This window comes from Phenylobacterium kunshanense, assembly GCF_003254525.1.
In the GTDB taxonomy this organism is placed as follows: Bacteria; Pseudomonadota; Alphaproteobacteria; order Caulobacterales; family Caulobacteraceae; genus Phenylobacterium; species Phenylobacterium kunshanense.
On the sequence record NZ_QFYS01000005.1, the window covers coordinates 107,041 to 131,679 of the forward strand.

Consider the following 24,639-nt stretch of genomic DNA (forward strand, 5'->3'; position numbering starts at 1 on the left):
GAGCCCTCTAGGCGTGCAGGCGCACCGGCAGGTCGGTGTAGCCCTGCACGAAGTTCGACAGCACCCGCACGGGTTCGCCCACCACCTCCACGTGGCGGAAGCGCTTCAGGATCTCTTCCCAGAGGATCCGGAGCTGCAGCTCCGCCACGCGATTGCCCATGCAGCGGTGTATGCCGAAGCCGAACGACATGTGATGGCGCGGCCGCTCGCGGTCGATGATGAAGCGGTCCGGCTCGGCGATCACGGTCTCGTCGCGGTTGCCCGAGGCGTACCACATCACCACCCGGTCGCCCTTGCGGATGGTCTGGCCCTGGAACTCGACGTCCCGTGTCGCGGTGCGCCGCATGTGGGCAAGCGGCGTCTGCCAGCGGATGATCTCGGGCACCAGTGAGGGGACCAGCGACGGGTCGGCCTTCAGCTTCTCGTACTCGGCCGGGAACATGTTCAGGGCCAGGACGCCGCCGCTGATCGAATTGCGCGTGGTGTCGTTGCCGCCGACGATCAGCAGCATCAGGTTGCCCAGGAACTGCATGGGATCGTCGACCATGTCCTTCGTCTCGGGCGAATGCGCCAACAATGAGATGAAGTCGAACTTCGGCGGCAGGGCGGCGCGCTCATGCCAGAGGCGCGTGAAGTAGGCCAGACACTCGCCCAGGATCCGCTCCCGCTCGGCCATGTCGGCCTGGACGCCCACGGTCTCGGACGTGGTGGTCACGTCGGACCAGTAGGGCAGCAGCCGGCGATCCTCCCACGGGAAGTCGAACAGCGTCGCCAGCATCTGGGTGGTCAGCTCGATGGAGACCCGGTCGACCCAGTTGAACGTCTCGCCGACCGGCAGGCCGTCGAGGATCACGCCCACGCGCTCGCGGATCAGCAACTCCAGGTCGGCCAGCCGCTTCGGCGCCACGGCCGGCGAGGCGACCTTGCGCTGCACGTCGTGCACTGGCGGATCCATGGCGATGAACATCGGCGGGGCGAACCCCTCCGGGTTGTCGCCGATGACGATGTCGCGGTTGGACGAGAAGACCTCGTGGTTGGTGTCCACGGCCACGATGTCTTCGAAGCGGGTGATCGACCAGTAGGGCCCGAACATGCTCTCGCGGGTGTAGTGGACCGGCGCTTCCTTGCGCAGCCGGCGAAACCACTCGTGGTGCGCGCCCGACTGGAACAGCTCGGCCTGGCTGGGGTCCAGCGACTCCAGCGGCAGCGACCACACCTCGGCGCCGGGCGCCAGCCCTGCGTTGCCGTCCATCCGATCCTCCCAGAGTTATCGTTGTTATCTTTGGGAGCAGCCTACGCCTGGGAGGACGGGATTCAACAGGCTTGAGTGATGCGGCTCAGTCCTCGAGCGCGTAGCCGAGCTTCACCGCGACCTGGAAGTGGGCCACCTTGCCGTCCTCCACGTGGCCACGGGTCTCGATGACCTCGAACCAGCGGATCTGGCGGCGGTTCTCGCTCGCCTTGGCGATCGCCTGGCGGATGGCGTCGTCGATCGAGGTCTGCGACGTGCCGACGATCTCGCTGACGCCGTAGGTCTGGTCCTTGGTCATGGGCGGTCCTCTCCGAGTCTCTGCGAGAGGAAGCGCTCAATCTCCTGGTGGTTCCCGACGTCAGTCCGCGTCCATCTTCAGCGCGGCGATGAAGGCTTCCTGCGGGATCTCCACCTTGCCGAACTGGCGCATGCGCTTCTTGCCCTCCTTCTGCTTGTCGAGGAGCTTGCGCTTGCGGGTGGCGTCGCCGCCGTAGCACTTGGCCGTCACGTCCTTGCGCAGGGCGCGGACGGTCTCGCGGGCGATGATCCGGCCGCCGATCGCCGCCTGGATCGGAATCTGGAACATGTGCGGCGGGATGAGTTCCTTCATCTTCTCCACCATGCCCCGGCCGCGGGTCTCGGCCCGGTCGCGGTGCACCAGCATGGACAGGGCGTCCACCGGCTCGGCGTTGACCAGGATCGACATCTTCACCAGGTCGCCGACCCGGTATTCCTCGATCGAATAGTCGAAGCTGGCGTAGCCCTTAGAGATCGACTTCAGGCGGTCGTAGAAGTCGAACACCACCTCGTTGAGCGGCAGGTCGTAGACCACCATCGCGCGGTTGCCGACGTAGCTGAGCTCGCGCTGCACGCCCCGGCGGTCCTGGCACAGCTTGATGATCGAGCCGAGGTATTCGTCGGGGGTGAAGATGGTCGCCTTGATCCAGGGCTCGGCGATGGAGTCGATCTTCACCGGGTCGGGCAGGTCGGCCGGGTTGTGCAGTTCGATCTCGTCGCCATTGGTCAGCTTCACGCGGTAGACCACCGAGGGGGCGGTCGCGATCAGGTCGAGGTCGAACTCGCGGGAGAGGCGCTCCTGGATGATCTCCAGGTGCAGCAGCCCCAGGAAGCCGCAGCGGAAGCCGAAGCCGAGCGCCGCGCTGGTCTCCATCTCGTAGGTGAAGCTGGCGTCGTTCAGGCGCAGGCGGCCGATGGCGGCGCGCAGGTCCTCGAAGTCGGCGGCGTCCACCGGGAACAGGCCGCAGAACACCACCGGCTGCACCTCGCGGAAGCCGGCCAGCGGCTTGTCGGTGGGCTTCTTCTCGTCGGTGATGGTGTCGCCGACGGCGGCGTGGGCGACTTCCTTGATCGAGGCGGTGATGTAGCCGACCTCGCCGGGGCCCAGCTCGGCCATGTCGGTCTGCTTGGGCCGGAACACCCCCAGACGGTCGATCTGGTACTGGGCGCCGGTCTGCATCATCTTGACCTTCTGGCCCACCTTCAGCACGCCGTCGAAGACGCGGACCAGCACCACCACGCCCAGGTACTGGTCGTACCAGGCGTCGACCAGCAGGGCTTTCAGCGGCGCGTCGCGGTCGCCCTTCGGCGGCGGCAGGCGGGTCACGATCGCTTCCAGCACATCGTGGATGCCGACCCCCGACTTGGCCGAGCAGACGACCGCGTCGGATGCGTCCAGGCCGATCACGTCCTCGATCTGCTGGCGCACCCGGTCGGGTTCGGCGGCCGGCAGGTCGATCTTGTTCAGGACCGGCACGATCTCGTGGTTGTTGTCGATGGCCTGGTAGACGTTGGCCAGGGTCTGGGCCTCGACGCCCTGCGAGGCGTCCACCACCAGGATCGAGCCCTCGCAGGCGGCCAGGCTGCGGCTGACCTCGTAGGCGAAGTCGACGTGGCCGGGCGTGTCCATCAGGTTGAGGACGTAGGTCTCGCCGTCGTCGGCCTTGTAGTGCAGGCGGACGGTCTGGGCCTTGATGGTGATGCCGCGCTCGCGCTCGATGTCCATGTTGTCGAGCACCTGCTCGGACATCTCGCGCGCGGTCAGCGCCCCCGTCTCCTGGATCAGGCGATCCGAGAGCGTGGACTTGCCGTGGTCGATGTGGGCGACGATCGAGAAGTTGCGGATCTTGTCGAGAGGCGTGGTCATCTTGCGCGCCCCTCTAGCACATTCGCGGCCGCAACATAGGCGGCCCCTTTGTCGCCGCGGATCGTGGTTAATCCACCGTTAAGGCTGACGCCGCCATGCAGGGGCGCTGGGCGGACCCTGATTCACGGCAACTGGAGGCGAGAAGCGCCCATGGATCGACGCAAACTCATCGCTTCGGGCATCGTCGCCCTCGGCGCCCCGTCGCTGGTCCGCGCCCAGACGGTGCAGTCCCAGCCGCTGCCGCCCGCCGAGGGGCCGCCGACGCCCAACACCACGCCCGCCTATCCTTCGGCCGGGCCGACCGGCGCGCCGGGCTCTTCCACCTACAGCCAGGACGAGATCGTCTCCGGCGTGTCGGACTTCCTCGGCGTGACCGCCGAGTCCGCCGGCGCCGCCGTCGAGCGCGTCTTCGCCAAGAACGGCCGGCCCACGGCCTATATCGCCGGCGAGGAGGGCTCGGGCTCGTTTGTGATCGGCCTGCGCTATGGCCGTGGCCTGCTTTACATGAAGGACCGCCAGCCGATCGAAGTGTTCTGGCAGGGGCCGTCGGTGGGGTGGGACTGGGGCGGCAACGCCAGCCGCGTCTTCACCCTCTGCTACAACCTCCACGTCCCGGAGATGATCTTCCAGCGGTTCCCCGGCGTGGAGGGCTCGGCCTACCTCGTGGGCGGCCTGGGCGTGAATTATCAGAAGGCCGAGGACATCACCCTCGCGCCGATCCGCGCCGGCGTCGGCCTGCGCCTGGGCGCGAACGTCGGCTACCTAGCCTACACCCGCAAGCGCAGCATCATCCCGTTCTAGGCCGGCTCAGCGATCGTCCAGCGACGCGCCCACGCGCTGGGTGGCGGTGTCGAACAGGCCGCGGCCCGGCACGTGGTTCAGCTCAAGCCTGACCCCGTCCGGATCCTCGAACAGCACGGCATAGTATCCGGGCGCCCAGGGCTCGTCCTGCGGCGGATGGACGATCTTGGCGCCGATCTGCAGCAGGAAGGCGTGGAGGTCGTCGACGTCCTCCCGCGAGCGGGCCCGCCAGCAGTGGTGGTGCAATCCCACCCTGAACTGCACGAAGCGCGCGCCGGCGTGCTCGGGATCTGGTCGTCGGATTCCGAAGCCCGTCCGGCCGCCCACACAGTAGTAGGTGTCCGGACTGTCCGCGACTTCGCGCATGCCCAGGAAGGGCAGCAGTTTGCGATAGAAGGCGACCGAGGCTTCGAAATCCCCCGCCGTGATGAAGGTATGGGCGACGCCGTTGACTTCCATAGGCGCCAGTCAGCCGACGCCACGCGACGTCAGTCAACAGGCGCCGCCGGAACTCAGCCCCGCAGCTTCGCGCCCGCCGCCTTCTCGGCCGCGGCCACGATGCGGTTCGACAGACCTTCGATTTCGCCGTCCGTGAGCGTCTTCTCCCGCGGCTGCACGACCACCTCGACGGCCACCGACTTCATCCCGTCGGGCACGCCGGTTCCGGCGTAGACGTCGAAGACCCGCGCATCGGCGATCAGGGCCTTGTCCGCGCCCAGGATCGGCCGGACCAGGTCGCCGGCCGGAGTGCCGGCGGCCACCAGGAAGGCGAAGTCGCGCCGCAGCGGCATCAGGGGCGAAAGCTCCAGCGCCGCCTTGGTCTTCACGCCCTTCTTCTTGGGCTCGGGGATCGCGTCGAGGTTGACCTCGAAGGCCAGCATGGGGCCCTCGGCGTCGATGGCCTTCAGCACGCTGGGGTGCAGCTCGCCGAACTCGGCGATCACCACCTTCGGACCGAGCTGCAGGCGGGCCGAGCGGCCGGGATGCCACCAGCCCGCGTTCTGGCCCTGGACCACCTGCAGCGTGGGCGCGCCCACCTCGTCCAGCAGGGCGAGCAGGTCGGCCTTGAGCTCGAACAGCGGATCGCCGCCGGCCTTCGTCCAATGCTTAGGCGCGTGCGGGGCGAGCAGACCGGTAACTGCCGTCCACTGGTCGGCCGGCTGGTCGCCACGGAAATTGGGGCCGATCTCGAACAGGGCTGCGTCGGGGAAGCCCTTGCGGGCGTTGCGCGCGGCCGCGTCGATCAGGTTGGCCAGGGCCGAGGGCCGCATGGTCGACAGCTCGGCGGCGATCGGGTTGCTCAGCACCAGCTCGGGCTGGCCGCCGCCCAACATCTCGGCCCACTCCCGGCGCGTGAAGCTCCAGGTCACGGCCTCGGCGTAGCCGCGCGCGGCCATCAGCCGGCGGGCGTCGCGGATGCGGCGCTGGCGCACGGTCAGCGCCCCGCCCGGCGGACGGGCGATCTCGGGCAGCGGTGTGGACGGCAGGGCGCCGAAGCCCTCGATCCGCGCCACCTCCTCGACGAGGTCGGCCTTGCCTTCCACGTCGCGACGCCAGGACGGCGGCGTGACCTTTCCGGCCTCGACCTTGAAGCCCAGCTTGTCCAGGATCTCGTCGATCCTGGCGTCCGAGACGTCGAGGCCCGACAGCTTCTTGACGTAGGCCCGGTCGAACGCCACCGGCGCCGGCGGCGCGGGGGCCTTGCCGGCGACCTTCACCTCCGACGGCTCCCCGCCGCAGAGGTCGAGGATCATTCGCGTCGCCTGCTCGATGCCAGGGGCGACAGACTCCGGGTCCACGCCGCGCGCGAACCTATACTGGGCGTCCGAATTGATGCCCGTCGTCCGGCCGGTCTGAGCGGTGCGGATCGGGTCGAACCAGGCGCACTCGACGAAGACGTCCACGGTCTCGTCGGAACAGCCCGTGGACTCGCCGCCCATGACGCCGCCGATGCCGATCGGCCGCTCGCCGTTTGCGTCGGAGATCACCGACATCTCGGAGGAGAGGTCGTAGGTCTTGCCGTCGAGGGCGATGAGCTGCTCGTCGTGATGCTCGGCCGGCGAGGGCTCGCCGCTGCCGGCCTCGGCCTTGCCGCGGCCCAGGCGGGCCTCGATCACGTCGCCGACCATCTTGGCGCGGTCATAGACGTGCAGCGGGCGGCCGCGGTCGTAGGTGATGTAGTTCGTCACATCGACCAGGGCGTTGATCGGGCGCAGGCCGATGGACGTCAGCCGCTGCTGCAGCCACGCCGGCGACGGGCCATTCTTGACGCCTTTGATCAGCCGGCCGGCGAACACCGGACAGGCGTCGCCGTCGACCCTGATCTCGACGGGGCAGGGATAGCCGCCCTTCACCGCCTCGACCGGGTCGGGCTTCAGCGTGCCGAGGCCCGCGGCGGCCAGGTCGCGAGCGATGCCGCGAACGCCCAGCCAGTCGGGCCGGTTGGGCGTGACCTCGAAGTCGATGACCGCCTCCAAGCCGAACGCCTCGGCGGCGCTGGTTCCCACTGCCAGGGCGTCATCCAGCTCGACGATGCCGTCGGACTCCTCGGCGACTTCGAGCTCGCGGGCCGAGCACAGCATGCCGTTGGACACCACGCCGCGCACCGGCCGGGCCTCCAGGGTGATCCCGCTGCCGGGCACATACGCCCCGAGCGGGGCGTAGATCGTCGTCAGGCCCGCCCGCGCGTTGGGGGCGCCACAGACGATCTCCAGCCGGCCGTCCTTCGTCTCGACCTGGCAGACCCGCAGCTTGTCGGCGTTGGGGTGCTGCACGGCCTCCACGATCCTGGCGACCGAGAACGCGGCGAGCTTGGTCGCCGGATCGTCGACGTGCTCGACCTCGAGGCCGGCCATGGTCATCGCCTCGACGACCTGGTCGACGGTGGCGTTGGTCTCCAGGTGATCCTTGAGCCAGGAGAGGGTGAACTTCATTGCTCGGCTCCTTCGCCGATCGTCTCGATAAGGCGGAACCGCTCGCACCAGAGCATCATGTCGGGCGAGAAGCCGCCGTTGCGGGTGAAATAGGCCTCGTGGCCGTCGCGCCAGTCTTCCAGGCAGACATCGCCTTCGCCCTCGGCCTCGGCGAACGACCACGGCACGTCGCAGAAGCGCATCTGCTCCAGCGACACGGTCTCGATGACCGCGCGAGGGGTTCCGGCCCCGTCCTTGGCGACCATCCGCTTGCCGACGTGGGTCTGCTGACCGTCGGCGATCGACCAGCAGGTGGCCGTCTTGGCGCCCGCCAGCACGAAGCCGAGCAGCCTGTCCGCCATCTCCGGGCTGTCGCCGAAGGCGAAGGTCTCCAGCGATCGCCAGTCCTGGACGGCGGTGGTCACGACAGCCCCGTCGCCGGGTTCGGCGCCTGGAAGGCGGAGAAGCCGTAGTGCTCCAGCCAGCGGACGTCGCCCGCGAACATGTCGCGCAGGTCGGGCATGCCGTACTTCAGCATCCCCAGGCGGTCGACGCCGAAGCCGAACGCGAAGCCCTGCCACTCGTCGGGATCCAGGCCGCAGTTCCGGAGCACGTTCGGGTGCACCATCCCGCAGCCGACGATCTCCATCCAGTCGGAGCCCTCGCCGATCTTCACCCCGCCGCCCGAGCGGTCGCACTTCACGTCCATCTCGGCGCTGGGCTCGGTGAACGGGAAGTGGTGCGGGCGGAAGCGGGACTCCACCACAGGCGTCTCGAAGTAGCGGGCGATGAACTGGTCCAGGGTCCACTTGAGGTGGCCCATGTGGATGTTGCGGTCGATCACCAGGCCTTCGAGTTGGTGGAACATCGGCGTGTGCGTGGCGTCGCTGTCCGAGCGATAGGTGCGGCCCGGCACGATCACGCGGATCGGCGGCTCCTGCCCGTTGGCGATCCAGGACGGCAGCTTGTCGTTCAGCCGCTGCATGACCCGCACCTGCACCGGGCTGGTGTGGGTGCGCAGCACCTTGCGCTCGCCGTTCGCGTCCTCGGGCAGCCAGAAGGTGTCGTGCATCTCCCGCGCCGGGTGCTTGGGCGGGAAGTTGAGGGCGGTGAAGTTGTGGAAGTCGTCCTCGATGTCCGGGCCTTCGGCGAGGGCGAAGCCCATGTCGGCGAAGACGGCGATCATCTCGTCCAGCACCTGCATGGTGGGGTGGACGCGGCCGCGACGCTCGGGCGGCGGCGGTAGCGATAGGTCGACCCGCTCCGAGGCCAGCCTGGCGTCCAGTTCGGCCTGCTCCAGCGCCGCCTTGCGGCGGGCGATGTGGGCGGCGACGCCGTCGCGCAGACCGTTGATCTTCGGGCCCTGCTCGCGCCTCTCGTCGGGGCTCATCTTGCCCAGCGACTTCAGGAGCTCGGAGATCGAGCCGGTCTTGCCCAGGGCCTCGACCCGGATGGCTTCCAGCGCGGCCAGGTCGGTCGCGGCGGCGATGCGCTCGTCGAGCGTGCGCGCGAGTTCGGAATAGTCGGTCATGAGGGGGTCTGCTCTAGAGGAGGACGGTCATGAGCGGAAGGCAGCAAAAAGCCCTCCGGCGGTTCGGCCGGAGGGCTCTTCAAAGCGTAGGGATCAAGCGATCCGAAGCCTTTAGGCCAGCGCGGCGCGAACCTTGTCGGCGATGGCCTTGAAAGCAACCGGATCGGCGCCGGCGACGTCGGCGAGGACCTTGCGGTCCATTTCGATCCCGGCCTTCTCAAGGCCGTGGATAAACTGCGAGTAGGTGAAGCCTTCCAGACGCGCCGCGGCGTTGATCCGTTGGATCCACAGCGAGCGGAACATGCGCTTGCGGACCTTGCGGTCGCGGTAGGCGTACTGGCCGGCCTTGTCCACGGCCGCCTTGGCGGCGCGGATGGTGTTCTTGCGGCGCCCGTAGAAGCCCTTGGCTTGCTCGAGAACCTTCTTGTGCTTGGCGTGGGCGACAACGCCCCGTTTCACGCGAGCCATCTGTCAGTTCTCCTTAGAGGCCGTAGGGGAGCCAAAGCTTGATGATCTTGGTATCAGCTTCGCTCATCACCTTGGTGCCGCGGTTCTGACGGATGTACTTGGCGTTGTGGCTGATGAGGCGGTGGCGCTTGCCGGCGACGCCGGCCTTCAGCTTGCCAGACGCCGTCAGCTTGAAGCGCTTCTTCACGCCCGACTTGGTCTTCAGTTTGGGCATTTCACGTCGGGGCCCGAAGGTCCCGTCCTCTGTCGTGTTGATGAACCGCCATGGCATGCCTTGGGCCAGGCGGTTCCGAAGGGGCGGGCTAGTACGCGAAAGGGCGGGGAAATGCAAGGCGCCAGCCGTGTGAGGCGGCCGCTTCATGCTTTCCCGGGATTTACCCCATCCCTTGAAGATCGGTTACCCAAGGCGAGCTACAGGATTGTCGCACAGGCCGCCGAACTGCGGCCCGAGGAGACAAGATATGTCCAGCGTCAGTTCCGCGGCGTCGATTGCGTCGCAACCCCCTGCCGCACCCATTCAACCGGTTCGTGCTGAGGCGGATGCCAAGATCGCCGAACGAAACGCCCAGAAGGGCGCGGAGCTGACCGCCACGGCCATCGCCGCCCAGTCGGCGAAGGACGCCCGCAAGGGCCTGGTCGTCGACATCCAGGTCTGACGCGACTTCACCTTCGGGGCCGGGGGAGGCGTCAGCTCGGCCGGTCCACGGAGGCCGCGTCCGCCTGCCGCCAGACCTGGGCCCGCCGGCCCGCGGCCACGGCCAGCAGGATCGCCGGCGTCACCGCGAGCGCGCCCTGGATGAAGGGGCCGTGGATGGTGATCTGGTCGAAGCTCACGCTGGCGCACAGCGGGCCGACCACGCGGGCCAGGGCGCCGGTGGCGTTGTTGAGGCCAAGGATCTGGCCCTGGCGATGAGGGTCGGCCGTCTCTGAGATCAGGGCGCTGACGTTGGGCCAGGCCACCGACTGCCCGACGGCCGAGAGGCTCATGAGGGCGATCGTCATGGCGCCGCTGGTCGAGAACGGCTGGAGGGCCAGGCAGATGACGGTGATCGCCATGCCGATGGCCAGCATGGTCGCCTGTCCGAATTTCTCCGACAGGGGCGCGGTCAGCCCGAGCTGGGTGATCGCCGAGGCCACGCCCACGAACATGAAGGCCCACCCGATCTCGCGCGGGCCCCAGCCGTAGCGCGCCTGCGCCCAGAGTCCGAAGATCGACTCCACGCCGGTGAAGGCGAACCCCACCAGGAAGGTCACCAGCATCAGCCGGCCGATGATCGGGTGGCGTACGGCCTCGCCCGTGGCGGCCCAGCGGTTCGGCCGGTGGGTGTTGCTGAGGTCGCGCTGGCGGCTCTCGCGGATGAACAGGGCGATGGCGAGCGCCGAGGAGCCAAACAGCGCGGCGGACATGAACAGCGGCAGCTGGAAGCCCACGTGCCCCAGCGACGGCTTGGCGAACACGCCGCCGAGGAAGGGGCCGACGATCAGGCCGACGTTCCAGGCCGCGCCCATCCAGCTCATCGACCGGGTGCGGCGCTCGGGCGTCGTCACGTCGGCGATGTAGCCCTGGATGATCGAGCCGTTGCCCGAGAACAGGCCGCCGAGGAGCCGGATGAAGAACGCGGCCCAGGCGTTGGGCGCGAAGGCCAGGGCCAGGTAGCAGAGGCCATTCGCCGCGATGGTCATGATCAGCAGGGGCTTGCGGCCGTATTTGTCCGACAGCCGGCCCCAGAAGGGTTCGCCGAAAAATGTGCCGACCGAGAACGCCGAGAAGATCAGCGCGATCTGCCAGGCCGGCGCGTCGAACGACTTCGCATAGAAGGGCAGCAACGGGACGATGATCCCGAAGCCCAGCATGTTGAGGAAGATGATCCCGATGAGGGACAGCGCCGCCCACGGCGGCGGCGTCGCCTCCCGTGGCGGTGAGGTGGACATGTGAACGGTGTTAGGTGCGCCCGTTTCCGGGAGCAAGCCTTCGAAGGCGCGGTGTGGCCGATCGCGCCGGTGCGTGGGGCCCGCGCCACAGGTGGGCCTCACGTGCGGCTACAGCGATAGAGCCGGCCTCAGCGCATAGGGGTGGCCGGCGCAAGGCCGGCCATGACGGTAGCGCCTATGGGTTCTGTCGCTTCAGCTCGGCGCGGAAGGCCGCCTCGCCGCGGTCGATGAAGGCCCGGCAGCCTTCCGGATCCACGAAGGCGTCGGCCTTCCCGGCCTCCAACGCCTTGAGCTTGGCGTCGAGGCCGATGAACCGGGCGTGGGAGGCGAGGAACATCTCGCACGGCAGCGCCTTCCAGGTGGCGAAGCTCTTCTCGAAGGCGGCCGTAATGCCGGGATAGGTTTCGACCTTGCCGAGCTTGTAGCCCGGCAGCACCGTCGCAGAGCAATGGACGAGGGCCTGGCGGACCCTGCCCGCCACCGTCACCGGGAAGGTCCATGTCGTGCAGCCTGCCGTATGGCCGCCGGTGACGTGGGCGGTCAGGGTCCAGCCGCCCAGGCTGACCTTTTGCCCATCCTTCAGGATCACGTCGGGCTTCACCGGCTCGTAGTAGAAGCGCTCGCCCTTCAGGAACGGATCCCCCCGGCCGCCGGCCGCGATCACCGGGCCGTCGGCGGCGCTGGCGTACAGCCTGGCGCCCGGCGCCGCGCGCTTGATCTCGGCGAGGCCCGCGGCGTGGTCGAAGTGCTGGTGGCTGTTCAGCAGCACCTTCACCTTGCCGGGGTCGAAGCCCAGAGTGCGGATGTTGGCGACGATCTGCTTGCCGGTCTCGGCGTCGCCGCCGTCGAGCACGATCAGCCCCGCGCGGGTGACGACCAGATAGGCGGCGTAGTCGTTCGATCCGACATAGTAGAGTCCCTCGCCCATCTTGAAGGGCGGATGGGGATTGTTCCACGGGTCCTTGTCGTCGGCCGCCGAGGCCGGACAAACGAAAGCGGCCGCCCAGAGGACGGCCGCTCCCAGAATTCCGGATCTCGCCAGGCTCACCGCGGCGCCAGGATCATGATCATCTGACGGCCCTCCATGCGGGGCTCGTACTCCACCTTGGCGACGGGCTCGAAGTCGGCCTTCACCTTCTGGAGCAGTTTCATCCCCAGTTCCGGGTGGGCCAGCTCGCGTCCGCGGAAGCGTAGGGTGATCTTCACCTTGTCGCCTTCCTCGAAGAAGCGGTGCATCGACTTCGCCTTAGTCTCGTAGTCGTGCGTGTCGATGTTGGGGCGGAGCTTGATCTCCTTGATCTCCACCACCTTCTGCCGCTTTCGCGCCTCGTTCTTCTTCTTCTGTTCCTGGAACTTGAACTTGCCGTAGTCCAGGATCTTACAGACGGGCGGATCCGCGTTGGGCACAATCTCCACGAGATCGAGGCCCGCCTCCTGGGCGGCTTCGATGGCGGCGGAGGTCGGCATGACCCCTTGCTTCTCACCGTGCTGATCGATGAGGAGGACTCGGGGGACGCGGATTTCTTCGTTCATGCGCGGCCCTTCCTTGACGGGCGGCGCTTGCATGGGGCGGCGAATAGGCAGGGCTCCTAGGTAGTTGAAACGGGAAAACGCCGGGGCGCGGGAAGCGCTCCGGTCATCGGCATCGAGTATATGACGCGGGCTTCCGCCCGTATCAAGGCGCGCTGACGGGCGGAGCCAACGAGTTTGCTGCCTGCGCCACTTGCGCCACAGGCAGTTCGGCGAGGTTTTCGGATCGCAGGATCGCCACACGCCCGCGCGGCGCGGACAGGGCGGGGTCCGAGGCCTTGGAGAACAGCACGATCGTCGGCGCCCCGCCGGCGGCTGCGAGGTGCAGCGGGCCGGTGTCGTTTCCGACGGCGAGCGCAGCCTTGGCGCCGAGCCGGGCGATCATCGCAAAGTCGGTGCGGCCGGTGAGGTCGCGGGCCCGTGGCACGCTGCGCTGGATCGCGTGGGCTAGTTCGGTCTCCTGCGGACCGCCGATCACGACGATATCGAAGCCGCGGCCATACAGGATCCGCGCCAGCTCGGAATATTTCTCCACCGGCCAGCGCTTCTCGGGACGGTGGGCCGAGCCGCCGGGCACGAACATCACATAGGGGCGGGGCTTGTTGGCGCCGGGAACCGGCCGTTCCGGGGGAGCCGCCTTCATCACCCACGAGAGGTCCGGCGGTGGCGCCGAGCCCGGTTCGGTGGGCGCGTCGGGCCAGATGCCGGCGTACATGAGCTGGTCCGCCTGCCGCTCCAGCGTGTGCATGCCGTTCCGCAGCGGGTTCCGGTGCGGCATCGAGCAGCCGAGGGCGATGCCCGACCACGGCGGCGGCGCCGGGCGCAGGGCCTGGAAGATCCGGTTGGAGTGAGACGACGTCTGCAGATCGTAGACGCGATCGTAGCTGGCGCTCCTGATGCGTCGCCGGAGCGCCATCCACTGCGTGAATCCTTCGGGCCGCCCGCCGGTGTCCACCGCGTTGAAGTAGGGGCAGATCTTCGCCAGCGCCTCGAAGGGCGGCGTCGTCAGGAGCGTGATGTGCGCCTTGGGGTGGGCCGCGCGGATCTGCTTCATCGCCGCCAGCGCCAGGACGAAATCGCCCAGCGCCGACAGCTTGATCACCAGGATGCGTTCGATGTGCCGGGGCATCAGCGGCGAGCCTCCAGCACGCGTTCGTAGGCTGCCAGGGTCTGGGCGCACATTGCGTCCGACGAATAGAGCTGGCGCACGCGGCGGCGCCCCATCTCGCCCATCTCCCGGCGCTTGCCGGCGCCCAGGTCTATGGCGCGGGCCATCGCCTTGGCCCAGGCCTCGGGATCCTCCACCGAGGTCAGCCAGCCCGTCTGCCCCTCGACCACCGTCTCGGTCACGCCGCCATGGTTGGAAGCGATAACCGGGCGGCCCATGGCCTGGGGCTCGACGGCGGCGCGGCCGAAGCTCTCGGGCACAGTGGTCGGCAGAATCGCCACATCGGCCAGCAGATAGGCCGCCGGCATGTCGTCGCAATGGCCGACGATCCGGACCGCGTCGGAGAGCCCGGCCTCATCGATGGCGCTCTGCACCTCCGCCGCATAGCCCGTTCGACCCTGGTCATCGCCAGCGAAGAGGATGAGGAAGTCTCGCCGTCCTTCAGCCGCCATGCGGCGGGCCGCATCGACGATGGTCAGGTGTCCCTTGATGCGCGTGAGGCGACCAGCCAGCAGGATGCGTGTGCGCGGGTCGTCGGGCGCGATCCCCCAGGCCGTGCGGAGGGTTTCCACCCGATCCTGGGTGACGAACGCCGGGTCGAAGCGTTCGAAGTCGACGCCGCGGGGGATCGTCACCAGTTTCGCGGGGTCGATGTGGTGTTCCGCGAGCACGTGGTCCCGCGTGTAGTCCGAGTTGGCGATGACCAGGTCGCCCCGCGTCATGACCGCGTTGTACCAGCGCTTCAGCCGGGACTGGGCCTTGTAGACGCCGTGGTAGGTGGCGACGAACGGGGTGCCCGTGGCATGCGCCGCCCAAAGCGCGGAAAAGGCCGGCGCCCGGCTGCGCGCGTGCACGATCGACACCTTCTCCTGCCGGATCAGGGCGACGAGGCGGGCGGCGTTGCCCAGCATCACCAGAGGGTTCTTGGTCTGGACCGGCATCTGGGCCAGCCGACCGCCGTCGGCTTCCAGCCGCGCGACCATGCGGCCGCCGCGCGTCGCCACCAGCGCCGTCCCGCCCGCGCGGACGACGGCCTGGGCTACGTCGATGGTGCTCTGCTCCGCGCCGCCGGTCTCCAGCTCGGGGATGACCTGCAGCAGGGTGAAGTCGGGGGGTAAGGTCACGCGCCTTCTCTAAACTGAGTTGCCCCCTGCTGCTAAGAGGCGGTCATGAACGAGATCGAAGGTTTCCTGGATCGGCCCGACGGGGCGCGCCTCGCCTGGCGGAAGGTGGAGGGCGCCGGCCCGACTGTCGTCTGGCTGGGCGGCTTCAAGTCGGACATGACGGGCACGAAGGCCGAAGCCCTGGCGGACTGGGCGAAGGCCAGGGGCCGGGCGTCTGTCCGCTTTGACTACTTCGGGCACGGCGCGTCCACGGGCGAATTCGCCGAGGGTACGATCACCCGCTGGCGCGCGGACACCCTGGCGGTGCTGGACGCGATCGCGCCCGGCCCGGTGGTGCTTGTGGGCTCCTCCATGGGCGGCTGGATCGCCTGTCTGGCCACCCTGGCGGCGCCCGAGCGGGTGACGGCCATGGTCCTGGTCGCGCCGGCGCCCGACTTCACCGAAAAGCTGATGGGCCCGGAGATCCCGCCCGAGGGCCGTGCGGCCCTGGCGGCCGACGGGGTCTGGATGCGGCCAAGTGAGTATGGCGAACCCTATCCGATCACTCAGGCGCTGCTCGACGACGGCGCCCGCTGGTCGATCCTCGGTGACCAGCCGATCCCGATCGAGGTTCCGGTGCGCATCCTTCAGGGCGGCGAGGACCCGGACGTGCCCTGGCGGCATGCGCTGGAGCTGGCTCATGCGCTCAAGTCGGACGATGTCGTCTTCACCCTCGTCAAGGACGGCGACCACCGGCTATCACGGCCGCAGGACATCGCCCGGCTGATCGCGGCGGTGGAGGAGGTGGCCTAACCCCCCGCCGCCAGGATCGCGCGCAGGCCCTCCCGATAGGTCGGATAGCGCGGCCGCCAGCCGAGCTCCGCCTTGGCCCGCGCGTTCGAGACCCGCTTGCTCTCGGCGTAGAAGCGCATCGCCGCGGGCGGCAGCCTGGCCTCCTCCAGCCTGACCTCGGGGGGCGGCTCCATGCCGAGCAGCCGGGCCGCATAGTCGACCACGTCGCTGTTCGCCGCCGGCTCGTCGTCGCAGAGGTTATACACGCCGCCGGCGCGCGGGCGGGCGATGGAGGCGGCGAGCCCCGAAGCCAGATCGTCGACGTGGATGCGGGAGAAGACCTGTCCGGGCGCGATGATGCGCCGGGCCCGGCCCTCCCGCAGCCGATCGAAGGCCGAACGGCCAGCCCCGTAGATTCCGGGCAGCCGGAAGACCGTGACCGTCAGGCCCATGCCGCGGCCCACCTCCAGCCAGTCCCGCTCGGCGCCGACCCTGCGCGCGCCTTCGATGGACTGGGCGGCGAGCCGGCTCGTCTCGGTGACCCAGCCGCCACGCCGGTCGCCATAGACCCCTGTCGTCGACAGGTAGCCCGTCCAGTCCGGAAAGGCGCCCGCCTCGGCCATCGGTCCGACCAGGGCCTCAAGACCCGGGCAGCCTTCGGGACCCGGCGGCGCGGTCAGCAGAAGGGCGCGCGTGCGCCGTAGCGCCTGAACCAGCGCCGGCCGGTCGGCGAGGTCGACCGGCAATCCGCCGTCGGCCTCGATGGCGGCCCGTCCCTCGGGGCTGCGGAAACTCGCCGCGAACGTCCAGCCTTCGCCGGCCAGCCGGCGGGCCAGCGCCCGCCCGGAGAAGCCGTAGCCGAAGACGAACAGGACCACGGCGAGCGCCTACAACTGCTCCCGGATCGCCTTCCGGGCGCTGTCCGCAAGGTCCGGGCGGGCCAGGGCGAAGGCCACATTGGCGCGCAGGAGCCCGATCTTGTCGCCGCAGTCGAAGGTCTTGCCCTCATATTCCAGGGCGTGGAAATCCTGGGTCTTCATGAGGCCCGCCATGCCGTCCGTGAGCTGGATCTCGCCGCCCGCGCCGCGCTCCTGCGTCTCCAGGATCTTGAAGATCTCCGGCTGCAGGATGTAGCGGCCCGAGATGAAGAGGTTCGAGGGCTCGGTCCCCGGCGCCGGCTTTTCCACCATGCCGACCATGCGGTTCAGGCGACCCTCCTGGCCGTCCAGCGCCACGATCCCGTACTTGTGGGCCTCGCCCTCGGGCGCCGGCTCCACCACGACGATATTGCCACCGACCTTCTCATAGGCGGCGACGGCCTGGCTGAGGGCCGGCGGAGACGCCATCATCAGCATGTCGGGCAGCATCACGGCGAAGGGCTCGTCGCCGATCACGTGGCGGGCGCACCAGACCGCATGGCCGAGGCCCAGGGGCGACATCTGGCGGATGAAGCTCATCTCGCCCGGCTCGGGCAGGTCCCGGCGCACGTCCGCCAGGATGTCCACCTTGCCCTTGGCCTCCAGCGCCTGCTCGATCTCGGGGATCTTGTCGAAATAGTCCTCGATGGCGCCCTGGCCGCGGCCCACGATGAAGACGAAGTGCTCGATGCCGGCCGCCCGGGCTTCCTCGACGATGTAGCTGAGGATCGGCCGGTCCACGACGTTCAGCAGGTTCTTGGGCGTGGTCTTGGCGCCCGGCAGCACGCGCGTTCCAAGTCCCGCCACCGGCAGCACCGCCTTCGTCACCCGCCTAGCCATGCAACCTCTCCTCAGACCCCGAACATTCCGACGTTCCCTAATGTGTTCGCGCCCGCGTCGGCGAGTGGTTTTCGTAAGGGGCGGATGATCACGACTTTGAGAACGCACGAAGTTGTGTAGGCTCCCCCGGCTGGGGATTCACCCCAAGGGGAGCCAACTCAGATGAAGCTTCGCATTCTGACCGTTGCTACCGCCGGCGTTCTGGCCCTGAGCCTTGCCGCCTGCCAGAAGAAGGAAGAGGCCCCGGCCGCCGAAGCGCCGGCTGCCGACGCCGCGGCGGCTCCGGCCGACGCCATGGCTCCGGCCGCGCCGCCCGCCGACGCCGCTGCGCCCGCCGCCGATGCGGCCGCTGCTCCGGCCGCGGACGCCGGCGCCATGACGGCCACGCCGCCGCCGGCCGAGCCTGCGCCGAAGTAAGCCTCTTTCCGAAGAGACAAGACTTCAGAGGCGGCCGTCCCATGAGGGGCGGCCGCTTTGCTGTGCGGCCTATTCCACCGTCACGGACTTGGCGAGGTTTCGCGGCTGGTCCACGTCAGCCCCCTTCAGCACGGCTACGTGGTAGGCGAGGAGCTGGATCGGCGGCGCATACACCAGGGGCGCGACCAGCGGGTCGCATCGCGGCGCGGTCACCACCACCCGGGCGCCGGAGGGGGCGTGGCGCTCGCCGTCCGCATCCGTGATGAAGACGACCTGCCCTCCGCGGGCCATCACCTCGTTCATGTTCGAGGCCGACTTCTCGAAGTAGCTGTCGAAGGGCGCCAGGATCACGATGGGCGTCTGTTCATCGACGAGGGCGATCGGTCCGTGCTTCAGCTCGCCGGCGGCGTAGCCCTCGGCGTGGATGTAGCTGATCTCCTTCAGCTTCAGGGCGCCTTCCAGGGCCAGCGGATACATCGGCCCCCGTCCCAGGTAGAGCACGTCGCGGGCCTTGGAGACCTCCTGCGCCACGGCGCGGACCGCGTCCTCCAGCTTGATGGACTCTGCCACCAGGCGCGGCGCCTCGAGCAGCAGGCGAACCATCCGCTGCTCCTCCGCCGCGTCGATCTTGCCGCGCGCCCGGGCGGCGGCGATGGCCAGGGCGGTCAGGACCGCGACCTGGGCGGTGAAAGCTTTGGTCGAGGCCACCCCGATCTCGGGTCCGCAGTGGATCGGCCAGACCACGTCCACCTCGCGAGCCATGGTGGACTCGGTGGCGTTCACGACCGCGGCGCTCTTCATGCCTTTGCCCTGGCAGTAACGCAGGGCGGCCAGGGTGTCGGCGGTCTCTCCGGACTGTGACATGGCGACGACCAGACCGTCCGGTCGCAGCGCCGGGTGGCGGTACCGGAACTCGGAGGCGATCTCGACGTCCACCGGCAGGTCGGCGAACTGCTCGATGAGATACTTGCCCATGAGGCCGGCGATGTAGGAGGTCCCGCAGGCCACGATCTGAATCCGCGAGAGGCCGGCGAAGTCGATTCCCCCCGATATGTCGGTACGCCCGGTTAGCGTGTCGACGTAGGCGGCGATCGTGCGCTGGCAGCCCTCGGGCTGGTCGTGGATCTCCTTCTCCATGAAGTGGCGATAGTTGCCCTTTTCCACCAGCGCGGCCGACGCCGGCACCGTGCGGACCGCCCGCTCCACCGGACGCCCGTCGGCGTCGTAGATCGCCGCCGCGCCGTGACTCAGGGCGACGAAATCGCCTTCCTCCAGGTAGCAGACCCGCTGTGTGAACGGGCCGACCGCGAGAGCGTCGGAACCCAGGAACATCTCGCCCTGCCCATGACCCACCACCAGCGGGCTGCCGCGGCGCGCGCCGAGGATCATGGCGTCCTCGCCCGCGATCAGCACGGCGAGCGCATAGGCCCCGGCAAGCTGATCCAGCGTCGCCTTCAGCGCCTCGACCGGCGGTTTTCCCATCCCGAGTTCGCTGTCCAGCAGGGCGGCGATGACTTCGGTGTCGGTGTCGCTCTCGAAGGTTCGCCCGGCGGCCTCGAGCCGCTCCCGAAGCTCCAGGAAATTCTCGATGATGCCGTTGTGCACCAGCGTCACCCGGCCCTGGGTGTGCGGGTGAGCGTTCCTGACCGAGGGCGCGCCGTGCGTGGCCCACCGGGTGTGGCCGATGCCGACGGTGGCGGCCAGCGGCTCGCCGGCCAACACCTCTTCCAGCGCCCGGATCTTGCCCGCGGCGCGCCGCCGTTCGATCCGCCCGTCCACCACGCCGGCGACGCCCGCGGAGTCGTAGCCACGATACTCAAGCCGCTTGAGGCTCTCGATGAGGCGGGCCTCGACCGGCTGGGTCCCGACGATGCCGATGATACCGCACATGTGGTCGGAGCTTCCTTTATGGTAAGGGCGAATCCGAACCCGCCCACGTTGCGGCGCTTTAGCATCAGCTAAGGTCGCACCCACTAAAAGTCTGTTTCGGATCGCATTCAGGTCCCCGACGAGCAAGTCCATGAGCAAGCGCGCCTACTTCGGCACCGACGGAATCCGCGGCGAAGCCAACCGCCACCCCATGACCGCCGAGGTGGCGCTGCGGGTCGGCATGGCCGCCGGCAAGCTGTTCAAGTCCAAGGACGACCGCCGCCACCTCGTGGTGATCGGCAAGGATACGCGCCTGTCGGGCTACATGATCGAGCCGGCCCTGGTCGCCGGTTTCACCAGCGTCGGGATGGATGTGCGCCTGTTCGGGCCGTTGCCGACGCCGGGCGTGGCGATGATGACGCGCTCGCTCCGGGCCGACCTGGGCGTGATGATCTCGGCCTCCCACAACGCCTTCTCGGACAACGGCATCAAGCTGTTCGGTCCCGACGGCTACAAGCTGTCGGACGAGAAGGAACTGGAGATCGAGGCTCTGATGGACGAGGGCCTGCAGCAGAACCTCGCCGCGCCCTCGGCTCTGGGTCGGGTGCAGCGCATCGATGATTGCCAGGCTCGCTACATCGAGATCGCCAAGGCCACGTTCCCCCGGCGGCTCAGCCTGTCGGGCATGCGCATCGTGATCGATTGCGCCAATGGCGCGGCCTACAAGGTGGCGCCGGAGGCGCTGCATGAGCTGGGCGCCGAAGTCATCCGGATCGGCATCTCGCCGAACGGTTTCAACATCAATGAGGAGTGCGGCTCGACGCATCCCGCCGCCATGCAGAAGGCGGTCAAGGAATACCGCGCGGACATCGGCATCGCCCTCGACGGCGACGCGGACCGGCTGGTGATCTGCGATGAGAAGGGAAACGTCGTCGACGGCGACCAGATCATGGCCCTGATCGCGGCCGACTGGGCGCGGCGGGAGACGCTGCGGGGCGGCGGTGTCGTGGCCACTGTGATGTCGAACCTGGGCCTGGAGCGCTTCCTGGCCGCGAAGGGATTGAAGCTGGAGCGCACCCAGGTCGGCGACCGCTATGTGATGGCTCGCATGCGCGAGGGCGGCTTCAACGTCGGCGGCGAGCAGTCCGGCCACCTGATCCTGTCCGACTTCTCCACCACGGGCGATGGCCTCCTGGCGGCGCTGCAGGTGCTGGCGGTGCTGAAGAAGAGCGACAAGCCGATGAGCGCCCTGGCCCGCCAGTTCGAGCCGGTGCCGCAAAAGCTGGAGAACGTGCGCTTCGCGGGCGGCAAGCCGCTGGAGAACGAGAACGTGAAGGCCGTGCTCGCCGAGGCCGAACAGCGCCTGAACGGTTCGGGGCGGCTCGTGGTCCGGGCCTCCGGCACGGAGCCGCTCATCCGCATCATGGCCGAGGCCGACGACGAGAAGCTGGTCAACCAGGTGATCAAGGAGATCGCCGGGGCGGTGAAGAAGGCCGCCGCCTGACGCCGCCCGCAGCGCCTCCGAGCGGATGCGCTGCAAAGCTGCAGAGCGAACCTGCAAAGCCGCTGATTGTGGCGCTCCGCCGCGCCTCTTAAGCCCCACCGCTCTTGGAACGGTGGTCCGCGACGGACTGCGTTCGCGGATCGGGTGTGCGCATGAAATTCCTGAAGTGGGCCGGCTACGGCCTCGCGGGCCTCGTCGGTCTCGTCGTCCTGGCCGCCGGCGCCGCCTTCGCGGCCAGCGAGGCCATGATCCGCTGGCCGGCGGCCGCCACGCCAGCCGTCGTCGTGACGGCCAGCGGGCCTGACGCCGTGGCCCGGGGCGAGCGCATCGCGCGGCTAGGCGGGTGCCACGACTGCCACGGCGAGAAGCTGGAAGGCCGTCTGTTCCACGACGACAAGCCCGTCGTCCGCGCCTGGGCCACGAACCTCAGCCGCGCCCTCGTCGATCAGTCGGACGCGGACTTCGAACGCGCCGTGCGCCGGGGCGTCGCGGCCGACGGTCGGGCGCTCTGGATCATGCCGTCAACCGCCCTGTCGCGGCTGACCGATGGCGAGATGGCCGACCTGATGGCCTATCTGCGCACGTTCCCCCCCACCGGCCAGACCCAACCCCGCCTGCAGATCGGTCCCGTCGGCCGGGTGGGCGTGCTGCTCGGCAAGTTCCACTCCGAGCCTGCTCTCCTGAAGGCCGGCGCCGCAGGGCTCGACGACCTTGGCCCTCGCCACGCCCGGGGGCGGGACCTCGCGCGCTTCTGCGTGGAATGCCATGGCCCCAGCCTGGACGGCAACGAGATGCTGAAGGCGCCCGACCTGACTATGGCCGCGTCCTACGAGCCCGAGGATTTCGAACGCCTGCTCCACACCGGCATCGGGGCCGGGAACCGAAAGCTGGGCCTGATGACGGCCGTGTCGCCCGCCAGGTTCGGCGTCATGACCCCGCAGGAGGTCTCGGCCCTGCACGACTATTTGAAGGCCCGCGCCGCAAAGCGGATCGCGCTTGCGGAAACCAAAGGTCTATCCAAGCCGTAAACCTTGTGTCACCTTCGACACGTTCGGCCGGCTCGATCCGGTCGACATGACAAGAGACTGCACTTGGGAGGAACTATGCGGCGCGATCTCGCCCTTACGGGCGTCGCGCGGCAGGCTGAGCGGCCCGTCCGCTGCATCGCCTGCCTCGCTTTCGTCGGTGTCATGGGCGTGGCCTTCTGGGCCGGCGCCATCTATATCGCCGACGCCTTCATGCGGATGGCCGGAAACGCCTTCTAGGCGGCGGCCCGTCCGAACCCGCTGATCGGTCGCTCGCGTGGTGCGCAGCGACGTGCCCGGTCTCGTGCGCGCACGCGATGCAGTGGCTCACAAGCTTTTCGATCGCTGGCTCCTGGCCCCTACCATGCGGAACCGCCAGCCAATGGGCTGAGGTGTGCTTCAGGCTGACGCCGCTCAGCGGCACGAGGGCTCCGCTTTCAAGTTCGTCGTGCATCGCGAAGGGCGAGAGGAGACCGACGCCGAGACCCGACAGGGTCGCCTGCGCCACGAGCAGTTGCGTCTCCCAGAGACAAAGGTCCGCGCCGCTCTTCAGCGGCTGGCCGGCCGTCTCAGACCAGAGTCCCCACCACCTCGCATCAATCCCATGGAGCCGCGCGGTCTCCAGCCACGGGCGTCCGGACAGTTCGACGGCGACGGCCGGTGTCGCCATCGGCTGCAGCCGCCAGCCGGTGAGCCGGTGAGCATCCAGTCCCGGCCACTGTCCGTCGCCGTGCCGCAGGGCCAAATCGAACGCGCCGCGTGAGGGCGCCGAAAGGTCGCTCGAGGTTTCGAGGGTCACCCGTATTTCGGGGTGGGTGCGAGAGAACGCCGCCAGCCGGGGCATGAGCCAATAGACCCCGACGTCGCCGATAGCGGTCACCACGAGGTCCGTGCCAGTGGAACGAAAGCTTCTCAGGCCCGAGGCCAGCGTATCGGCCATGGCCTCCGCCGTGGGCGCCAGGCGTTCGCCCTCCGGGGTCAACACCACCCCCCGCGCTGTCCGCCGGAACAATGCTGCGCCCAATCGCTGTTCGAGCGCGGCCATCTGGTAGCTGACGGCGGACACCGACATGCAGAGCTCGGCCGCCGCGCGGGTGAAGCTGGCGTGCCGGGCGCAGGCAAGGAAGATCCGCAGACCATCCCAGGACAGGTTTGACGGCATCGCCATGGCGTGAGCATCCGAAAATCCGAACGCTGTCATAGCGGAATTGCGTTGGATCGCCGAATTCGCGGCCGACATCTTCCGGCCCATGAAGAAATTTCTCGGACCCTTTTGCGGATCGCTTGTCCTGGCGTTTTCGCCCGCCGCCCATTCAGCCGACAACACCGCCGCTGCGCCAGCATCGGTCGCCCTTGAGCGCGAGGTCGTCGCTTCCGGCCTTCGTCACCCTTGGGGCATGGCGTTCCTGCCGGACGGTCGGGCGCTCGTCACCGAGAAGGAGGGAGGCCTCTGGCTCATCGACCTGTCGCGCGGAACCCGCATCGAGGTTCAGGGCCTCCCCGACGACGTTGCGAGCCGGAGACTCGAGCCGAGGGACAATTCGGGTCTCTTCGACGTGGCCGTCGACCCCCGCTTCGCGAAGAATGGACGCATCTTTCTGAGTTACGCTTCACGGGGTGGCGCGGCGGCCGATGCGCCCACCACGACGAAACTGATCTCTGCGCGCGTGGAACTTGGGCCGGCGCCCCGACTGCTGGATGTCGCCACCTGGTTCGAGGCGCTCCCCAGGTCCACCGACCGCTTCCACTATGGCGGCGGTCTGCTCTTGGACGGCGGTCATCTCTATCTCACCGTGGGTGAACGGCACTTCTTCGAACGCGACAACCCGCCGGTTCCCGTGGCCCAGGACCCTGCGGACCGCCGCGGCAAGATCTACCGGTTCTCGCTCGGCTCGGCGCCCACCCAGCCCGAGGTGATCGCGACGGGCATCCGCGCGACACAGGGGCTTGCCCGCCAGCCTGAGACGGGCCTGATATGGTTCACCGAGCATGGATCCCTGGGCGGCGACGAGCTCAACATCCTTCGCTCGGGCGCGAACTACGGGTGGCCGTTCATCAGCCACGGCGCTTACCGGGATGGCTGGGTTCCGCCGGGACGTTCGGTCGAGAACCATGCGCCGCCGGTGTTCTACTGGGCTGACCGGACGGTGGCCCCGACGGGTCTGACGTTTGTGAACGACCAGGATCCGGAATTTGCCGCTTGGCGCGGCGATCTCATGGTCGCCGGGCTTCGCCGCGGCTACCTCATGCGTATCGACGTGGAGGGCGACCGCGTGGTGGCCGTCGACTACCTGCTGGAAGACGCTCCCGTCAGGCTGCGGAACGTCAAGCAGGCGCCCGACGGGCGGATGTACGTCCTCACCGACGAAGCGGACGGCAAGGTCATCCGCCTGAGGCGAAGACTCCGCTGACGT

At 68.6% G+C, this 24,639-nt stretch carries 26 protein-coding genes; 8 read left to right on the forward strand and 18 right to left on the reverse strand.

Features of this window, described 5'->3' with window-relative positions; all coding sequences use genetic code 11:
* Positions 1-7: 7 nt before the first annotated feature.
* From DJ019_RS12385 to lepA, 3 genes are all read right to left on the reverse strand, one after another.
* Entirely contained in the window at positions 8-1,252 is a 1,245-nt protein-coding gene (locus tag DJ019_RS12385; RefSeq protein ID WP_111276353.1) for a cytochrome P450, read from the reverse strand.
* A gap of 85 nt (positions 1,253-1,337) precedes the next feature.
* A complete protein-coding gene (locus tag DJ019_RS12390; protein ID WP_111276354.1) occupies positions 1,338-1,550 on the reverse strand; it encodes a dodecin in 213 nt (70 codons plus the stop codon).
* Between the two features lie 60 nt (positions 1,551-1,610).
* Positions 1,611-3,416 carry a translation elongation factor 4 gene (gene lepA, locus DJ019_RS12395; protein WP_111276355.1) on the reverse strand — a complete coding sequence of 602 codons (1,806 nt, stop codon included), beginning with the start codon at positions 3,414-3,416 and terminating at the stop codon, positions 1,611-1,613.
* A 150-nt stretch (positions 3,417-3,566) separates the two neighbouring features.
* Between lepA and DJ019_RS12400 the strand changes: the two genes are divergently transcribed.
* A complete protein-coding gene (locus tag DJ019_RS12400) occupies positions 3,567-4,217 on the forward strand; it encodes a DUF1134 domain-containing protein (protein ID WP_111276356.1) in 651 nt (216 codons plus the stop codon).
* 6 nt (positions 4,218-4,223) lie between these two features.
* Here DJ019_RS12400 and DJ019_RS12405 read toward each other — a convergent pair whose 3' ends face one another.
* The 6 genes from DJ019_RS12405 to rpmI form a co-directional block, all read right to left on the reverse strand.
* Entirely contained in the window at positions 4,224-4,676 is a 453-nt protein-coding gene (locus DJ019_RS12405; protein WP_111276357.1) for a VOC family protein, read from the reverse strand.
* Positions 4,677-4,729: 53 nt separating this feature from the next.
* On the reverse strand, positions 4,730-7,150 hold the full coding sequence (gene pheT / locus DJ019_RS12410; RefSeq protein WP_111276358.1) for a phenylalanine--tRNA ligase subunit beta: 2,421 nt from the start codon (positions 7,148-7,150) through the stop codon (positions 4,730-4,732).
* The gene (locus tag DJ019_RS12415; protein WP_240606466.1) at positions 7,147-7,554 is read right to left on the reverse strand and encodes an ASCH domain-containing protein; all 408 of its coding nucleotides are present in this window, start codon (positions 7,552-7,554) and stop codon (positions 7,147-7,149) included. The genes pheT and DJ019_RS12415 overlap by 4 nt, the downstream gene beginning before the upstream one ends.
* A complete protein-coding gene (gene pheS, locus DJ019_RS12420; RefSeq protein WP_111276359.1) occupies positions 7,551-8,660 on the reverse strand; it encodes a phenylalanine--tRNA ligase subunit alpha in 1,110 nt (369 codons plus the stop codon). Before pheS ends, DJ019_RS12415 begins: the two co-directional genes overlap by 4 nt.
* Positions 8,661-8,771: 111 nt before the next feature.
* Entirely contained in the window at positions 8,772-9,128 is a 357-nt protein-coding gene (rplT, locus tag DJ019_RS12425) for a 50S ribosomal protein L20 (RefSeq protein WP_111276360.1), read from the reverse strand.
* 13 nt (positions 9,129-9,141) lie between these two features.
* Positions 9,142-9,342, reverse strand: coding sequence for a 50S ribosomal protein L35 (gene rpmI / locus DJ019_RS12430; protein WP_111276565.1), 201 nt, complete (start codon positions 9,340-9,342; stop codon positions 9,142-9,144).
* A gap of 247 nt (positions 9,343-9,589) precedes the next feature.
* On the opposite strand from rpmI, the gene DJ019_RS12435 reads away from it, so the two are divergent.
* Entirely contained in the window at positions 9,590-9,784 is a 195-nt protein-coding gene (locus tag DJ019_RS12435) for a hypothetical protein (RefSeq protein ID WP_111276361.1), read from the forward strand.
* A 31-nt stretch (positions 9,785-9,815) separates the two neighbouring features.
* Here the strand turns inward: DJ019_RS12435 and DJ019_RS12440 are convergent, their stop codons facing one another.
* From DJ019_RS12440 to DJ019_RS12460, 5 genes are all read right to left on the reverse strand, one after another.
* A complete protein-coding gene (locus DJ019_RS12440; RefSeq protein ID WP_111276362.1) occupies positions 9,816-11,060 on the reverse strand; it encodes an MFS transporter in 1,245 nt (414 codons plus the stop codon).
* 175 nt (positions 11,061-11,235) lie between these two features.
* Entirely contained in the window at positions 11,236-12,108 is an 873-nt protein-coding gene (bla, locus tag DJ019_RS12445; RefSeq protein ID WP_111276363.1) for a subclass B3 metallo-beta-lactamase, read from the reverse strand.
* Positions 12,105-12,626 (reverse strand): translation initiation factor IF-3, encoded by a 522-nt coding sequence (infC, locus tag DJ019_RS12450; RefSeq protein ID WP_111276364.1) that lies wholly within the window; start codon positions 12,624-12,626, stop codon positions 12,105-12,107. The genes bla and infC overlap by 4 nt, the downstream gene beginning before the upstream one ends.
* Before the next feature lie 109 nt (positions 12,627-12,735).
* Positions 12,736-13,719: a glycosyltransferase family 9 protein gene (locus DJ019_RS12455; protein ID WP_111276365.1), complete on the reverse strand. Its 984-nt coding sequence runs from the start codon at positions 13,717-13,719 to the stop codon at positions 12,736-12,738.
* Positions 13,719-14,882, reverse strand: a complete 1,164-nt coding sequence (locus DJ019_RS12460; protein WP_240606467.1) for a glycosyltransferase family 4 protein — start codon at positions 14,880-14,882, stop codon at positions 13,719-13,721. The genes DJ019_RS12455 and DJ019_RS12460 overlap by 1 nt, the downstream gene beginning before the upstream one ends.
* Positions 14,883-14,927: 45 nt before the next feature.
* On the opposite strand from DJ019_RS12460, the gene DJ019_RS12465 reads away from it, so the two are divergent.
* Positions 14,928-15,674, forward strand: a complete 747-nt coding sequence (locus DJ019_RS12465; RefSeq protein ID WP_111276366.1) for an alpha/beta fold hydrolase — start codon at positions 14,928-14,930, stop codon at positions 15,672-15,674.
* Here DJ019_RS12465 and DJ019_RS12470 read toward each other — a convergent pair.
* Together DJ019_RS12470 and DJ019_RS12475 are read right to left on the reverse strand one after the other, a co-directional pair.
* The gene (locus DJ019_RS12470; RefSeq protein ID WP_111276367.1) at positions 15,671-16,531 is read right to left on the reverse strand and encodes an SDR family oxidoreductase; all 861 of its coding nucleotides are present in this window, start codon (positions 16,529-16,531) and stop codon (positions 15,671-15,673) included. The two genes, DJ019_RS12465 and DJ019_RS12470, sit on opposite strands and share 4 nt — an antisense overlap.
* Positions 16,532-16,540: 9 nt before the next feature.
* Positions 16,541-17,410, reverse strand: coding sequence for a UTP--glucose-1-phosphate uridylyltransferase (locus DJ019_RS12475; protein ID WP_111276368.1), 870 nt, complete (start codon positions 17,408-17,410; stop codon positions 16,541-16,543).
* 162 nt (positions 17,411-17,572) lie between these two features.
* Here DJ019_RS12475 and DJ019_RS12480 point away from each other — a divergent pair, with 162 nt between their 5' ends.
* The gene (locus DJ019_RS12480) at positions 17,573-17,827 is read left to right on the forward strand and encodes a hypothetical protein (protein ID WP_111276369.1); all 255 of its coding nucleotides are present in this window, start codon (positions 17,573-17,575) and stop codon (positions 17,825-17,827) included.
* Positions 17,828-17,896: 69 nt separating this feature from the next.
* Here DJ019_RS12480 and glmS read toward each other — a convergent pair whose 3' ends face one another.
* Positions 17,897-19,717: a glutamine--fructose-6-phosphate transaminase (isomerizing) gene (gene glmS / locus DJ019_RS12485; protein WP_111276370.1), complete on the reverse strand. Its 1,821-nt coding sequence runs from the start codon at positions 19,715-19,717 to the stop codon at positions 17,897-17,899.
* Positions 19,718-19,847: 130 nt separating this feature from the next.
* Here glmS and glmM point away from each other — a divergent pair, with 130 nt between their 5' ends.
* The 3 genes from glmM to DJ019_RS20975 all read left to right on the forward strand — a co-directional run bounded on the left by glmM (position 19,848) and on the right by DJ019_RS20975 (position 22,465).
* Positions 19,848-21,200, forward strand: coding sequence for a phosphoglucosamine mutase (gene glmM / locus DJ019_RS12490; RefSeq protein ID WP_111276371.1), 1,353 nt, complete (start codon positions 19,848-19,850; stop codon positions 21,198-21,200).
* A 152-nt stretch (positions 21,201-21,352) separates the two neighbouring features.
* Entirely contained in the window at positions 21,353-22,228 is an 876-nt protein-coding gene (locus tag DJ019_RS12495) for a c-type cytochrome (protein ID WP_111276372.1), read from the forward strand.
* Positions 22,229-22,303: 75 nt separating this feature from the next.
* Complete coding sequence (locus DJ019_RS20975) at positions 22,304-22,465, forward strand: hypothetical protein (RefSeq protein ID WP_165843997.1); 162 nt, start codon at positions 22,304-22,306, stop codon at positions 22,463-22,465.
* On the opposite strand, the gene DJ019_RS12500 is transcribed toward DJ019_RS20975, so the two are convergent.
* Complete coding sequence (locus tag DJ019_RS12500) at positions 22,437-23,477, reverse strand: LysR family transcriptional regulator (RefSeq protein ID WP_111276373.1); 1,041 nt, start codon at positions 23,475-23,477, stop codon at positions 22,437-22,439. The two genes, DJ019_RS20975 and DJ019_RS12500, sit on opposite strands and share 29 nt — an antisense overlap.
* Here DJ019_RS12500 and DJ019_RS12505 point away from each other — a divergent pair.
* Complete coding sequence (locus DJ019_RS12505) at positions 23,476-24,636, forward strand: PQQ-dependent sugar dehydrogenase (RefSeq protein ID WP_133255299.1); 1,161 nt, start codon at positions 23,476-23,478, stop codon at positions 24,634-24,636. The genes DJ019_RS12500 and DJ019_RS12505 overlap by 2 nt on opposite strands.
* Positions 24,637-24,639: the final 3 nt, after the last annotated feature.